The 13752-nt window shown below is 73.2% G+C and carries 13 protein-coding genes; 10 read left to right on the plus strand and 3 right to left on the minus strand.

The features are described 5' to 3' along the window. Nucleotides 1-149 precede the first annotated feature (149 nt). The 9 genes from ACFC51_RS29605 (at nt 150) to ACFC51_RS29645 (ending at nt 7974) form a co-directional block, all read left to right on the plus strand. Nucleotides 150-335, plus strand: coding sequence for a hypothetical protein (locus ACFC51_RS29605; RefSeq protein ID WP_376367462.1), 186 nt, complete (start codon nt 150-152; stop codon nt 333-335). Beyond that, nucleotides 332-526 carry a hypothetical protein gene (locus ACFC51_RS29610; protein WP_376367464.1) on the plus strand — a complete coding sequence of 65 codons (195 nt, stop codon included), beginning with the start codon at nt 332-334 and terminating at the stop codon, nt 524-526. Before ACFC51_RS29605 ends, ACFC51_RS29610 begins: the two co-directional genes overlap by 4 nt. 52 nt (nt 527-578) lie before the next feature. Further along, on the plus strand, nt 579-773 hold the full coding sequence (locus tag ACFC51_RS29615; RefSeq protein WP_376367466.1) for a hypothetical protein: 195 nt from the start codon (nt 579-581) through the stop codon (nt 771-773). 43 nt (nt 774-816) lie between these two features. Continuing rightward, nucleotides 817-1032 (plus strand): hypothetical protein, encoded by a 216-nt coding sequence (locus tag ACFC51_RS29620; protein ID WP_376367468.1) that lies wholly within the window; start codon nt 817-819, stop codon nt 1030-1032. Nucleotides 1033-1202: 170 nt separating this feature from the next. Next, nucleotides 1203-3128 (plus strand): alpha/beta fold hydrolase, encoded by a 1926-nt coding sequence (locus tag ACFC51_RS29625; RefSeq protein ID WP_376367470.1) that lies wholly within the window; start codon nt 1203-1205, stop codon nt 3126-3128. Beyond that, a complete protein-coding gene (locus ACFC51_RS29630) occupies nt 3125-3733 on the plus strand; it encodes a hypothetical protein (protein WP_376531739.1) in 609 nt (202 codons plus the stop codon). Before ACFC51_RS29625 ends, ACFC51_RS29630 begins: the two co-directional genes overlap by 4 nt. Beyond that, on the plus strand, nt 3730-4536 hold the full coding sequence (locus tag ACFC51_RS29635) for a class I SAM-dependent methyltransferase (RefSeq protein ID WP_376367473.1): 807 nt from the start codon (nt 3730-3732) through the stop codon (nt 4534-4536). The genes ACFC51_RS29630 and ACFC51_RS29635 overlap by 4 nt, the downstream gene beginning before the upstream one ends. Continuing rightward, entirely contained in the window at nt 4533-6389 is a 1857-nt protein-coding gene (locus ACFC51_RS29640; protein ID WP_376531741.1) for an ABC transporter ATP-binding protein, read from the plus strand. The genes ACFC51_RS29635 and ACFC51_RS29640 overlap by 4 nt, the downstream gene beginning before the upstream one ends. Nucleotides 6390-6486: 97 nt before the next feature. Next, nucleotides 6487-7974: a phytoene desaturase family protein gene (locus tag ACFC51_RS29645; RefSeq protein ID WP_376367477.1), complete on the plus strand. Its 1488-nt coding sequence runs from the start codon at nt 6487-6489 to the stop codon at nt 7972-7974. Between the two features lie 207 nt (nt 7975-8181). On the opposite strand, the gene ACFC51_RS29650 is transcribed toward ACFC51_RS29645, so the two are convergent. Next, a complete protein-coding gene (locus ACFC51_RS29650; protein WP_376367479.1) occupies nt 8182-9186 on the minus strand; it encodes a helix-turn-helix transcriptional regulator in 1005 nt (334 codons plus the stop codon). 162 nt (nt 9187-9348) lie between these two features. Between ACFC51_RS29650 and ACFC51_RS29655 the strand changes: the two genes are divergently transcribed. After that, entirely contained in the window at nt 9349-11229 is a 1881-nt protein-coding gene (locus ACFC51_RS29655; RefSeq protein ID WP_376367481.1) for a hypothetical protein, read from the plus strand. A gap of 95 nt (nt 11230-11324) precedes the next feature. Here ACFC51_RS29655 and glpK read toward each other — a convergent pair whose 3' ends face one another. Both glpK and ACFC51_RS29665 read right to left on the minus strand, forming a co-directional pair. Further along, complete coding sequence (gene glpK / locus ACFC51_RS29660; protein ID WP_376367483.1) at nt 11325-12842, minus strand: glycerol kinase GlpK; 1518 nt, start codon at nt 12840-12842, stop codon at nt 11325-11327. A gap of 27 nt (nt 12843-12869) precedes the next feature. Next, on the minus strand, nt 12870-13715 hold the full coding sequence (locus ACFC51_RS29665) for an MIP/aquaporin family protein (protein WP_376367485.1): 846 nt from the start codon (nt 13713-13715) through the stop codon (nt 12870-12872). Nucleotides 13716-13752 lie beyond the last annotated feature (37 nt).

The following is a 13752-nucleotide window of genomic DNA, read 5'->3' on the forward strand; positions in this document are numbered from 1 at the left end:
GCCTTCCCGCCGGCCTGTGGCCCCGCCATCGTTGAAGGCACAGACGGAACGCCGCCCGGCCGGGCCCCTCGGGGTCCGGGGGGCCGCGATGCCGTACGGACCTGTGGCGGAAGCCTCCGGGTGCCGTCCAGGCTGACAGAGGAGGGAACATGCAGCAGATCAGAACGCCGGGCTGGGCCGCCGTCGGACCGCTCGACGAGAGGACCGAGGGACAGACCTTCGGCGGTGCCGCACCGATCGCCGCCACCCAGGTGATCGTGACGGTCGCCGCCGCCGTGGTCGTCGCCTACGCGGCCGGAGCGATCATCGGCAGCACCACCGAGCCCTCGCTGTGACCGGCACCCGGTGGGAGACGGCCGTATGCCCCGCCACTGCGGCCACGATGCCCGCCCTGTCCGAGAGCGACGCCGGGTACGCCGGTCCGGCAGCCGGCCCGATCGCCTCGGTGCTGGTCGTCCTCGTGGCGGAGGTCTGCGCCTATCCGGTGATCGCCTCTGACGGCGGCACCCACGATCCGCAGCTCTGAACAACCCCGCGACACCGCCCCACACACCTTTTCACACCCTAGGAGGAAGTCCATGAGCGCTGCCGTTTTCCAGGCCGTCCCGGCCGCGGCAAGCCCCCTGACCGAGAAGGACCCCGGTTTCACCACCACGGGCACGGCCCCCGTCGCGGCCACGCCCGTCCTCGCGACGGCGGTGTTCGCCGCCGGCTTCGTGGCCGGTGTGGCGGTCTGCGACGCGATCGGCGACACGTCGCCCGTCGAGCAGTGATCGCGGACCCCAGCCCGACCGGAACACGGACAAGGAGAGCCAGATGAACGACGTTTCCTTCCTGACAAGACCCGGTGCCCTCACCGACATCGAGGTCGACGACCCGCAGGGCCGGTTCATCACCGCCCATGCACCTGTCATGGCCACGCCAGCCGTGGCGGCCGGCGTGATCATCGGCGTCGCCCTGGTGAACGCGTTCGTGGCCGGGCGGGACGGTGGGCCTCTCGAGCCCCCCATCGAAGTCGAAATCCTCGGCTGACACAGACGTTCGGTCCCGGCCGGAGCGGCGTGCCGCCCGGCCGGTGGCCGCACGAGGACGGCCGGACACCGGCCTCCCGCACCGGAGCGCATCCGTATCCGGGCAGTCCGCACGCCGAACGCCCACGCAGCCGGCCGGCCCTGCCCGACTTCCGCCCAGGAGTACCTTCCATGCTCTCTCGCCTCGCCAAGCTCAGAGCCTCCGGGCCCACCGCCCGGGCGGCGCTCTCGGCCCTCACCGGCCCCCTGCCCGTCTCCCGCAGCCAGGCCATCGGCGCCTCCGAACGGATCGCGGCGGTCACCTCCCTGCTGTCCAGCCTGGAGCACCTCACCACCCCGGATCAGAAACGGCCGGGCGGACTGAACGACTGGGCACTCGCCCGGTACGGGCACGCCCACTCCGGCAGGCCACTGCGCAAGCTGCTCGACTTCGTCGCCGACGAGCGGACCAGCCGGTCGCTGCACGCCGCCCGGGTGGCCGCGAGCGCCGCTCTCCTGCTCCCGGGCGACAGCCGGGCGCGCGGAGCGGCCAGTCTCTTCCTCGGTCTCAGCGGCGCCCTGCTCTATCCCACCCACCGCTACGGCACGGACGGCTCCGACCAGGCGTCCAACCTCGTGCAGACCGCGACCGGCCTGGCGCGGCTCGCCCCCTCGCCCGCCGCCCAGGACGCGCTGGTGTGGTACGTGGCGCTCCAGTCCAACCTGTCGTACGTCGTCTCCGGCTGGATCAAGCTCCTCGGGAAGGACTGGCGCACCGGCTCCGCCCTGACCGGCGTCATGCGGACCAGGACCTACGGGCACGAGAAGGTGTGGCGACTGACCCGCCGTCACCCCCGGTCCGCACGGGCCCTGGCCCACGGGGTGCTGGCGATGGAGTGCCTGTTCCCGGTGCTGTACCTCAAGGGCGGCCTGCTGACCCGCCCGGTGATCGCCGGCGTCGCCGCCTTCCACGTCGCCAACGGCTCCGTCATGGGACTGGGCAGGTTCATTCCGGCCTTCACAGCGATGCACCCGATGGTCGCGTACACCAGCACGCCCCGCAGCCACCCCGCCGTCGCCGGACGGGACGACCGGATGCCGGCGGCCGCTGCTCTGCTCCTGGCCGGCGGCGCGGTCGCGGCGGCCGCGGTGGCGGTCCACCGCAGGTTGCGGACGACCGATCACGCCTTCGGCGCCACGGTCACCACCCGGCACGGCAACGAACTGGCCCACGACGGCACGGTCAGCCGGACGGGGGAGGGCCCGGTGGCGGTCCTCGTGCACGGACTCGGCGCCCTGCCCGCGCACTTCAGCTGGTACGCCAAGGCCCTCAATGCCGACGGACGCCAGTGGCTGGCCTACAGCCGGGCCGGTTACGGGGCGAGCAGACGCCACGCCCCGACGCCGTACCACCTGGGCGAATCGGTGGACGACCTGGTCGACCTGATCGAGGCAGCCGTCCCGGAAGGGCGCCAGGTCTCGCTGGTCGGGCACTCCCTGGGCGGAGAGCTCGCCCGACGGGCGGCCGTCCGGCTCGGCGAGCGGGTGCACTCCGTCGTGTACGTGGACAGCTCCCACCCCCAGCAGCTCGACCGGTCCAGCCAGCAGAGCGCGAACGCCCGGCACGTCGAGGAGATGATCCGTTCCACGTCCGTCAGCCTGCGGGCGGGCCTCGGCGTCCTCATGCAGACACCGGGCTGGATCCGGAACCTGCCTGCCCCGGTGCGGAGCAGAGCGATGGCCGAGTACACGGACCACCGCGTGTGGACCGCCGCACTGCGTGAATGGCGGGCCGCGGAACGGGACTTCCGGTCCTTCGTGGGACCCCTTCCCCGGCTGGACACCCACGCCCTGGTGCTGTCCGCCCAGCACACGGTCGACCGGGACCCCGACCACCTGCTCCTGCACAAGGACCTCGCCGACGCGCACCTGGCCGGCCGCACCGTCCGCAGCACCGTCGTCGAGACCGCCGACCACGACGGCATCCTGACCGACCCGCAACTCGCGTGCGAGGCCGCCCGCCGTCTCGTGGCCTTCCTGGGCGACACCACGGCCGTGCCGTCTTCCGCCACCGCGGGACAGCCCACCGCCCAGGCCGGCCAGGAGGGGGCCCGATGAGCAGCACCGCTTCCGCCGCCGGGGCCCGCCGCCTCCTCGCCCGTCACTTCAGCGGCACGGACGGCAACGTACGGCTGCTCGCCGGCCTGCTGCTGGTGGGCACCCTCTGCGCCCAGCACCCCCAGCCGACGTTCAGCAGGCTCGCCCGGCTCGACGTGTTCTCCACGCTCTTCCCGAACTGGCGCTTCTTCGCGCCGACTCCGGCCCAGCACGACCTGCAGTTCTACTGCCGCACCCTCGACGAGGCCGGAGAGACCTCCGACTGGGCGCCGGTGGAGGTCATCGCGGGGCGCAGGGCCCACCAGATCGTCTGGTTCCCCGAGCGCCGGTCCGAGAAGGCCGTCTTCGACCTGGGCACCGAGGTGATGCGCCATCTCGACAAGGGGTTCACGACGGCCCGCGCCCTACCCGGATACCGCATCCTGAGCGCCTACTTCCGGGCCGGGATCGAACGTTCCGGCGCCACCGGCATCAAGGGTTTCCAGTTCACGCTGGTCCGCAACGCCGGCTACGACGACTCCGAGGAGCCGGAGATCATCTTCGTCTCCCCCTACACCCCGATGCGTCATCCGTCCGCTCCGGCGGCAGAAAGCGAGCAGGCATGAGCACCGCGACCGCACCGTCGGACACCGCCGCCCCCGCGATCGCGGACATCGGCTACGGCAGGGTCTTCGCCGACTTCTACGACCGGCTCTTCCCCCAGGACGGCTCGGCCGACCGCACGGCCGTGACGCTGGCCGGCTGGCATCCCGGCGGGTCCGCCCTCGAACTCGGCGTGGGCACGGGCCGTATCGCCGTACCGCTCGCACGTCTCACCGGCGACGTCGTGGGCGTGGACTCCTCCCCGGAGATGCTCGAACAGCTGCGGACCGCCATCGAGGAGTCCGGGGCCGCCGTGACCCCCGTGCACGGCGACATCCGCGCCTACGCCGACAGCCACCGCTACGGACTCGTCTACTGCGTCTGCGGCACGATGTCCCTGGTCCTCGACCCTGCGGGCCAGCGCGCCGCCGTCGCCCGGGCCGCGCGACGCCTCACGCCCGGGGGAACCCTGGTGGTGGAGACCCACAACCCCGGCTTCGTCCACACCCTGCACGAAGGACTCAGCCGCACCTCCTTCTTCGCGCCCTACCCCGCACCCGGGACCGGGCTCCAGACCTACTCCACACTCCTCGCCGAACAGGGCCTCTGGCACACCTCGCACCTGCTGCACGAGCCCGGCGGCACCCGGATAGGGACCGAGATCACGCGACTCACCACCCCGGAGGACATCGAGGCCTACGCAGCCGAAGCCGGACTCGAACGGGTCAGCCTCCACGGCGACTGGTCGGGCGGGCCGTTCGTCGCAGCCCAGAGCCCCGTGCACATCAGCCGGTTCGTCCGCGCCGACCGGACGGAGCAGTCATGACCACCACGACCACGACCACGACCGCGCCGCGTGGCCTCGTCGCGGAGCTGACCCGTGCCCAGACCCGGCTCCTGACGGGCGGGGTGCTGCTCGGGATCCTCGGCGTGGCCTCCACCCTCGTGCAGCCGAAGCTCGTCGCGCATCTCATCGAGGCAGTCGGCCGGCACGAGCCGGTCGCCCTCTTCATCACCCTGCTGGCCGTCCTGTTCGTGGCGGACGCCGCGCTCTCCGCGACCCAGGGATGTCTCATCGGCCGGGCCGGCGAGAACATCGTCCGCGACGCCCGTGTCCTGCTCTCGGGCAGGGTGCTGCGCGCCGACCTCTCGCACCTCAACACCCAGCGGCAGGGCGACGTCCACACCCGGCTGGTGGGCGACACCGCGCTGATGAAGATCGCGCTCACCCAGAGCCTCGCGCAGATCCTCCTCAACGGGCTGATCGTGCTCGGGGGCGTGGTGATGATGGCTCTGATCGACGTCTGGCTGCTGCTGGTGACCATCGGCTGCCTCGGTGTCGCCAGCGTCGCCTCCATCGGGGTCGCCCGCGGGCTGCGCCGGGCGGCCCTGGTCAACCGAGCGGACACCGGCGAGTTCGGCGCGGACCTCCAGCGGGTGCTCGCCGCCCTGCCCACCGTGAAGGCCGCCGGCGCCGAGGGCCGCGAGGAGGAACGGCTCGCGGCGCGCGCGGACACGGTCCGCCGGTCCGGCAACCGGGTCACCGTGCTCAACGCCCTGTTCTCACCGGTCCTGAACGTCGGTCTGCAGGCCTCGCTGGCCGCCGTGATGGGCGTGGGCATGGCCAGGGTGGCGACCGGCTCCCTGAGCGTCGCCGACTTCACGGCCTTCACGATGTACCTCTTCTACCTCGTCTCCCCGCTGGTGCTCGTGTTCCTCTCGCTCGGCACCTACCAGCAGGGCCGGGCCGCCGTGCAGCGCGTGGACGAACTGGCCGGCATCCCTCAGGAGGACACTCCCGCTCCGGCCGCGGCCCCCGGCCCCGACGCCGGCCCGGAGCGGGCGCAGGACACCGCCCCGCCCGCTCCGGAGGGCGGGCACCCGGCCGTCGAATTCCGCGACGTCCGCTTCGGCTACGGCGACCGGCCCGTCCTGGACGCGGTCTCCTTCACCGTCCCCCGGCGCGGGCTCACGGCACTGGTCGGTGTGTCCGGCGCAGGCAAGACGACTGTCTTCCAGCTCATCGAGCGGTTCTACCGCCCCGGGCGGGGAGCGGTGCTCCTGGACGGCAGGGACATCGCGCACCTGTCACCCGCCGAGATACGCAGCGACGTCGGCTACGTCCAGCAGGACAGCGCCGCGATGCGCGGCACCCTCCGGGAGAACATCGTCTACGCCGCACCCGACGCCACCGAGGCCGACATCGAGGAGGCGGTCGAACTCGCCGGGCTCACCGACGTGGTCGCAGGCCTGCCCGAAGGGCTGGACACACCCCTCGGCGACCACGGCATCGGCCTCTCCGGCGGCCAGCGGCAGCGGCTCTGCGTGGCCCGGGCGCTGCTTCAGAAGCCCGCCGTGATCCTCCTCGACGAGGCCACCGCCCACCTCGACTCCGAGGCGGAGGCGGCCCTGCGCGACAGCCTGAGGCGCATCGCCCGCCGCTGTGCGGTCGTCGCCATCGCGCACCGCATCTCCACGGTGGTCGAGGCCGACCGCATCGTGGTCCTCGACGACGGCCGGGTGCGTGCCGTCGGCACCCACCCGCAACTCATCCGGGACGACGCCCTCTACGGCCGCCTGGCCGCCGCGCAGTTCGCGGACGGCGCCCGTGCCGAGGCCGCCGCCGAAGCGGCCACCGGCGTACCGTCCGGGCAGCCCGTCGTGGGGGTGGCCGGATGATCCCCACCCCCGCCCGGCCCGTCCCGGCGACGGCCGGGCACCGCCCGCCGGGCCCTCGCGGCGGACGGCCGTCCGCCGCCGGGACAGGGCGCCCCCGGTGAGCGGAGCGGACGCGGCTGTCGTCGGCAGCGGCCCGAACGGCCTCGCCGCCGCAGCAACCCTGGCCCGGGCCGGCCTGCGGGTCGAGGTGTACGAGGCCGCCGGCACCCTGGGAGGCGGCCTGCGCGGAGCCGACCTGTTCGACTCCGGCGTGGTCCACGACATCTGCTCGGCCGTGCATCCGATGGGCATGTCCTCCCCGTTCTTCCGGGAGTTCGGCCTGGCCGAGCGGGTGGACATGCTCCGCCCGGACATCAGCTACGCCCATCCCCTCGACGACGGCCGGGCCGCCCTGGCGTGGCACGACCTCGACGCGACCTGCGCCGGGCTCGGACCGGACGGGGCGCGCTGGCGCCGGCTGATGGAACCCCTGCTGGCGCACGGGGCGGACCTGTCCGGGCTGCTCCTGTCCGATCTGCGGCGGCCTCCCGGGCTCCGGGCCGCCCCGGCTCTGCTGAGCCGGGTCCTGCTCCACGGGACCCGGCTCGGGCCGCTCACCTTCCGCGGCGAGGAGGCCCGGGCGCTGCTGGCCGGTGCCGCCGCGCACCTGACCGGCCCGCTGCCGTCGCTGCCCGGCGCCGCCGTCGGGCTGCTGCTGGCACAACTCGCCCACGGGCCGGGCTGGCCGGTACCGCGCGGCGGCAGCCGGAGCATCGCGGACGCGCTGACCGCCGACATCCGGGCGCACGGCGGCGTCCTGCACACCGGCCAGGAGATCACCGATCTGCGGCAACTGGACGGTGTACGGGCGGTGCTCCTGGACGTCTCGCCCACCGCACTGGCATCCCTTGCCGGGGACCGGCTGCCCCCTCGCTACGCCCGGGCGCTGCGCCGCTACCGCTACGGTCCGGCGGCGGGCAAGGCCGACTTCCTCGTCTCGGAACCGATCCCCTGGTCCGCACCCGGTGTCGGCCGGGCGGTGACCGTGCACCTCGGAGGGACGGCGCAGGAGGTCTTCCGGCAGGAGACGGCCAACGCCCGGGGCACGCCGGGCGAACACCCCTTCGTGCTGGTGGTGGACCCGGCGGTCGCCGACCCGGGGCGCGCCCTTCCCGGGCGTCGTCCGGTGTGGGCGTACGCGCACCTCCCGCACGGTTCCACCCGCGACCCGCTGCCGCTGATCCGGGCGGCGATCGAGCGGTACGCTCCCGGCTTCGCCGACACCGTGGTCGCCGAACGCGGAGTCTCCGGGGCCGCGTTGGCCCGCTACAACCCGAACTACGTCGGCGGGGACATCGCTACGGGGGCCATCGGCCTGCGGCAGTCCCTCTTGCGGCCGGTCGCCCGCTGGGACCCGTACCGCACCCCGCTGCCGGGGGTCTACCTCTGCTCGGCCGCCACGCCGCCGGGCCCCGGCGTGCACGGGATGTGCGGCCTGCTGGCCGCCCGGACCGCCCTGCGCAGAGAGTTCGGCCTGCGGGTGCCGCCGCTGCGGCCGGCCGAGGCAGGTGCCGGCGACGCCGGCCGGGGCGGAGCGGCGGGCTGAGGCACCGCGGCGGAGTCCCGCACGGCCCCCGTCGGCCGGCGGGCCCCGCCGGCCGCCCGCGAGGGCCGATGTTCGGGGGCGGCCGACGGGACGGGTCCTGCGGCTGGAGCGGCACTCGGACCGGACGGCCGTCCTGCGTGCGGGCCCGCGACGGCCGGGTCCGCACGGCCGGCCTGCCCGGGGCGGCCCGCCCGTACCCGGCCGCGCTCACACCCAGCCGCGCTCACGCGCGAGCAGTGCGGCCTGGGCCCGGTTGCATGCGCCCAGCAGACGCAGTACGTCGGAGATGTGCCGCCGGTAGGTACGGAGGGACATCCGGGCCTGCCGGGCGCCCGTCTCGTCCTTGCTGACGGCGCACATGGCGGTGAGCACCAGGCGCTGGGTCTCGGTGAGCCGGGCGACCTGCCCCGTGTCCGCCGCCACCAGACCGGCGAAGTCGGTCGCGGTGGCCCACAGCCGTTCGAAGAGGCCGACCAGGCTGCTCACCAGCCCGCGCTCCTCCGTGTACAGCGCGCCGCGCCCTGTGTCGCGGGCGTCGATGGGCACCAGCGCCGCGTGCCGGTCGTAGACGAGGACCGTCTCGGACAGCTCGTCGGCGACCCGGACAGCCGCCCCGCCGAGATGCAGGTGCCGCAGCTGGTCGAGTCTCCCGGCGTCCGCGAGTGCGGACACCTGCACCAGGACCCGCACCCGCACCGTCTTGCTCAGCCGCCCCAGGTCGAGGTGCCGGGCGTAGCCGGCATGCTCCGGCGTCAGGGCGTCGCAGGGGTCGGCCGCGAGCACCTCCGACCGTGCACCGAAGGTCAGTTGGCCCACTCGGGCGCGTACCTCCCGCAGATCCTCCAGCCGGAACAGGGCGGCGGCGCCTTCTCCCGGAGCGGCGGTCCCGGGTGCCGGACCTTCGTGCCGCAGGGACCGCAGGATCGGCCGTACGTCGACGAGTTGACGCATCGTCCGGTGGGCTGTGTCCAGTTGTTCCCCGGCCAGCCGGGGAACAGCGACGACGGGATCCACGGCCCAGGTGTTCGCGTCGTCCCCGTGCAGCAGGCGCAGCTCCCGGAGCCGTGCGACGGCCCGCACTTTGCTCTCGCGTCCTCCCGGTAACACCCCGGGGATCTCGCTCTCCGGTGTTCCGGGATTCCGCAGGAAGTGCCGGTACACGTCCTCCTGGGTGCTGGTCAGACCGAGTACGGACATGCAGTGGGTGTTCATGTGGCCTCCCCGAGGGCTCGGTCCGGTCGTCCGGCGCGATCACCGACCCACGCTAGCCACTGCCCCCGGGCGGTGGAGTCCCACAGCGGTCTCACAGGAGTCTCAGAGGCCGATCCGGGTCGCGGTCTTCTCGTCGCGAAGCCCGGTCAATAGGGTGTCGCCGTGATCGACGACGGGTCCGTGGGAAGCGTGGTGGGAGACCTCATGTCCGAGCCGGCGGCCACCGGCCCACCGGCGCGGGCGACGTCGCCGGAGGTACTGCGGACTGCGATGGACCGCCACCGGCTGGTCAACCTGACGGGACCGCTCGGGAGCGGCAAGTCCTGGCTGGTGTCACGCCTGTCGTCGGCGCGTGTGCTGGACCTGTCCCGCGGAGACGCCGCGGACGCCGTGCGGGCGGCGGTCGAGGAACCCACCGCCCGGCCGCTGGTGCTGGACGGGGCCGACGGCCCGGATGCCCTCGCGGCGCTGGAGCACGCGCGGCTCCCACGCGAAGCGCCCGCCGCCCCCCTGCTCCTGGTGAGCCGGCGGTCCTTACTGGCCCAGCCCGGCTGGACGCTCTCCGGCGCGGCTGTCATCGAGACCGTGCCGTGGTCCGACGACCGGACGGCCCGGCTGGTGGCCGGCGCTCAACTGGCGGGACCGGTGGCACGGGACATGGTCGTCCGCATGGCAGGGGGCAACCCGCTGATCGCCTGCGCGGCGTGCCGGGCCCTGCACGCGGGCGCCTCGCCGGACGTCCCCGGGGCTGTCGCGGACCAGGTCGTGCAGGAGATCACCGAGCGGCTCTCGCGCGAGCAGCCCGCCCGCGGGTGGCAACGCGCCCTGGACGGACTCGCGACCGTCTGGGGCGGGGACCGGGAACTCCTCGGAGAGGGCCGGGAGCTCTTCGACACCCTGGGCCGGCTCAGTCTCGTGACCCGTACGGAACTCGGTCTGACCGTTCTGGAACCGTTCCGCTCCGTGTTCGAACAGGCCCACCGGTGGCGGCAGCCCGCCGCCCACCACGGTTTACGGTCCCGCGCGCACACCCATCGAAGGCGAGAGCTGGCCGCGGAGGCGAGTGTCGCCCGCAGGGGGCGGCTCGCCGAGGGAACCATGGCCCTCGTCGGCGACACCGTCGTACACGAGACGCTGTTCCCGGCGAGCGCGGGCGACGGCGCGATCCAGGCCGCGAACCCGGGCGACGCCGACGACATCGGCGGGCTCATGCACCAGTGGGCCCGGCAGGGAGGCATGGACACCCGGCGTACGGAGCGCCTGGTGGAACGGTGGCTGCACGACGACCTCGCGGGCTTCCGGATGGCCCGGGACCGCGACGGCCGGGCCGTGGGAGTCATGGGCCTGGTCCGTGTCGCCGACCGCACCGTCGGCAGCATGGAACCCCTGCTCCAGCAGCACACCGACCGGCTGATGGGCGGGCAGCGGACCCGGTCCCTGGTCCTCGGGGCCGCGTACTGCCCGGAGCGCGGACTGCACGCGCGGCTGCTGCGTGACCTGCTGCACCACGTCATGGCCAACAGCCTGCTGCTGACGGTCTCCACGCCGAGCCCGCGCTACCAGCACCTCCTGACGAGCTTGCACTTCCGCCAGCACGGCACGACCACCGACGACGTCTACCGGTGCGGCCGGAAACCCGAGATATACAGCCAGGACTTCGGGCACGAGGCGATCACCGAATGGGTGGAGCGGCTCTCCCTCGGGCCGGGGCCGGGCGCCCCCTCGGCCACCGGCCGAGACGTGGGACAGGCACTGGCGCATGTCACCGACCCGTCCTGGCTGGCGCACAGCCCGCTGCTGCGCCCGCCGGGTACGGAGACGGCGGAGGACCTGCGGAGGGCGCTGCGGGACGGGGTGCGCACCCTGGCGGACAGCGACGTACGCGAGGACGCCGAAGCCGGGCAGATCCTGTTGCACTACTACCTCGGGCGCCGGCAGACCCATCAGCAACTGGCTCGCCGGCTCCACATGAGCCGGGCCACCTACTTCCGCCGGCTCCGGCACGGACTGGACCTGCTCGGGCAACGGCTGGGGGTCGGCTGAGTCCCGCGCGCCGGTGGCGCGTGAGATCTGCCGCGGCTGCGGCTCCGAGCCGGCCCGCCGGCCGTCAGCCCGTCGGATTCCGCGCGGCACGTCCCTCAGGGGACCTTCACCCAGTCGAGCGTGCGCTCCACCGCCGCCTTCCAGCCCGTGTAGCCGTCCGCGCGCTGTCGGTCGGACCACTGCGGCGACCACCGCTTGGACTCGTCCCAGTGGGTGCGCAGTTCGTCGGTGCTCTGCCAGAAGCCCGTTGCCAGCCCTGCCGCGTACGCGGCGCCGAGCGCGGTGGTCTCCGCGACGACGGGCCGGCTGACGGGGACTCCGAGGACGTCCGCCTGGATCTGCATGCAGAGGTCGTTGGCGGTGACGCCGCCGTCGACCTTGAGCACGTCGAGATGGACCCCGGAGTCCTGTTCCATGGCATCGACCACATCGCGGCTCTGGTAGCAGATGGCCTCCAGGGTCGCCCGCGCCAGATGCGCGTTGTCGTTGTACCTGGCCAGGCCGACGATCGCTCCGCGGGCATCGGAGCGCCAGTAGGGGGCGAACAGCCCCGAGAACGCGGGGACGAAGTACATGCCGCCGTTGTCCTCCACCGTGCGCGCCAGGTCCTCGCTCTCGGCGGCCGTCTTGATGATCTTCATCTGGTCGCGGAGCCACTGCACGGCGGAGCCGGTCACGGCGATGGAACCCTCCAGCGCGTAGACCGCGGGGCTGTCGCCGAACTTGTACGCCACGGTGGTCAGGAGGCCGTGCCGGGAGCGGACCGGCTCCGTGCCGGTGTTGAGCAGCAGGAAGTTGCCCGTGCCGTAGGTGTTCTTGGCCTCGCCCGGTGCGAAGCACACCTGTCCCACCGTGGCGGCCTGCTGGTCGCCGAGGACGCCGCCGATGGGGATGGCGGCGCGCAGCGGCCGGGAGGTGCGCGTCGCGCCGAAGGCGTCCGGGTGCGACGAGGGGTGGATGTCGGGCAGCATCGCCCGGGGGATCCGGAAGAAGCCCAGGAGCTCGTCGTCCCAGTCGAGGGTTTCCAGGTTCATCAGCATGGTGCGGCTCGCGTTGGTCACGTCGGTGGCGTGGATGCCGCCGTCGGGGCCGCCGGTCAGGTTCCACAGGACCCAGGCGTCCGTGTTGCCGAAGAGGGCGTGGCCCTTCTCCGCCGCCGCCCGCACACCGTCGACGTTCTCCAGGATCCACTGGATCTTGCCCGCCGAGAAGTAGGTGGCGGGCGGCAGCCCGGCCTTGTGGCGGATGACGTCGCCGCGGCCCGTGCGTTCCAGGTTCGCCGCGATGGTGTCGGTCCGGGTGTCCTGCCAGACGATCGCGTTGTAATAGGGCCGCCCGTTGCGCGGGTCCCAGACCACCGTGGTCTCGCGCTGGTTGGTGATGCCGATCGCCGCCAGGTCCTCCGGGGACAGGCCGCCGTAGCGGAGGGCGTTCTGCATCACCGAGTTGGTGCGCTCCCAGATCTCCACCGGGTCGTGCTCCACCCACCCGGACCGGGGGAGGATCTGGGCGTGCTCCAACTGGTGCTTGGCGACCTCGTTGCCGCCGTGGTCGAAGATCATGAATCGGGTGCTGGTGGTCCCCTGGTCCACCGCGCCGATGAAGTCCGCCATGATGTGCCGCCTCTCCGGCCGGTGTGGTCAGTCCTCGGCCGCCGGGACACGTCCCGCCGGCTCGGGCTCCGCGGACGGCAGGAACCGGCCGATGAAGCCCTTGTACAGTCCCGCGCCGAGCAGCCCGCCGATCAGCGGGCCCACGATGGGGACCCAGAAGTACAGATTTCCGTACTGGTCCCGCCACGCTCCGCCGTACCCGGTGAGGAAGCTCGCCAGCCGTGGACCGAAGTCGCGGGCGGGGTTGATCGCGTAACCCGCGTTGGTTCCCCAGGCCATGCCGATCGCGACCACGACCAGCCCGGTGATGAACGGTCCCAGGTTGGCGCCGGGCGGGGTGTTCAGCATGTCGGTGATGGCCATGATCAGCAGCAGCAGGATGGCGGTGCCGATGACCTGGTCGCGGAAGGCGCCCCACTCGTGGACCGGCAGGGCGGGGTTTCCGTTGGCGGGCAGGGTGGAGAACACCGTCTGCGTCTTCACCGTGTGCCCGGGGTCGGCCTTCGCGAGTGCCTCGCTGTAGTTCCAGCGCACGAGGAGCGCCGCCACGAAGGCGCCGGCCGTCTGCGCGAGCGCGTACGGCACCACCTTCCTCCAGGGGAACCCCTTGAAGGCGGCGAGCGAGACGGTCACCGCGGGATTGAGGTGGGCGCCGCTCAGCCGTGCCGCGACGTAGACGCCCAAGGTCACCCCGAGGCCCCAGGCCCAGGCGATGCTGTCGTGGTCCCCGAGGCCGCCTGGCGGGTCCGTCAGGGCCCCGCCTGCGGCCACCTGGGCCACCACACCGCATCCGAAGAGGATCAGGATCATCGTGCCGGCGAACTCGGCCGACAGCTCGCCCAGCATTCCGGATTTCGTAGGTCGCTCAGCCATGAAAGCTCGCCCTCCGCCGGCCGGACCGGCCATCGAC

The organism is Streptomyces sp. NPDC055962, assembly GCF_042270185.1.
GTDB lineage: Bacteria > Actinomycetota > Actinomycetes > Streptomycetales > Streptomycetaceae > Streptomyces.

Excerpts from the sequence above, each read along its gene's own strand:
- ACFC51_RS29605 (WP_376367462.1), top strand. The coding sequence starts at position 150 with ATGCAGCAGATCAGAACGCCGGGCTGGGCCGCCGTCGGACCGCTCGAC.
- ACFC51_RS29615 (WP_376367466.1), top strand. The coding sequence starts at position 579 with ATGAGCGCTGCCGTTTTCCAGGCCGTCCCGGCCGCGGCAAGCCCCCTG.
- ACFC51_RS29620 (WP_376367468.1), top strand. The coding sequence starts at position 817 with ATGAACGACGTTTCCTTCCTGACAAGACCCGGTGCCCTCACCGACATC.
- ACFC51_RS29625 (WP_376367470.1), top strand. The coding sequence starts at position 1,203 with ATGCTCTCTCGCCTCGCCAAGCTCAGAGCCTCCGGGCCCACCGCCCGG.
- ACFC51_RS29630 (WP_376531739.1), top strand. The coding sequence starts at position 3,125 with ATGAGCAGCACCGCTTCCGCCGCCGGGGCCCGCCGCCTCCTCGCCCGT.
- ACFC51_RS29635 (WP_376367473.1), top strand. The coding sequence starts at position 3,730 with ATGAGCACCGCGACCGCACCGTCGGACACCGCCGCCCCCGCGATCGCG.
- ACFC51_RS29640 (WP_376531741.1), top strand. The coding sequence starts at position 4,533 with ATGACCACCACGACCACGACCACGACCGCGCCGCGTGGCCTCGTCGCG.
- ACFC51_RS29650 (WP_376367479.1), bottom strand. The coding sequence starts at position 9,186 with ATGAACACCCACTGCATGTCCGTACTCGGTCTGACCAGCACCCAGGAG.
- glpK (WP_376367483.1), bottom strand. The coding sequence starts at position 12,842 with ATGGCGGACTTCATCGGCGCGGTGGACCAGGGGACCACCAGCACCCGA.
- ACFC51_RS29665 (WP_376367485.1), bottom strand. The coding sequence starts at position 13,715 with ATGGCTGAGCGACCTACGAAATCCGGAATGCTGGGCGAGCTGTCGGCC.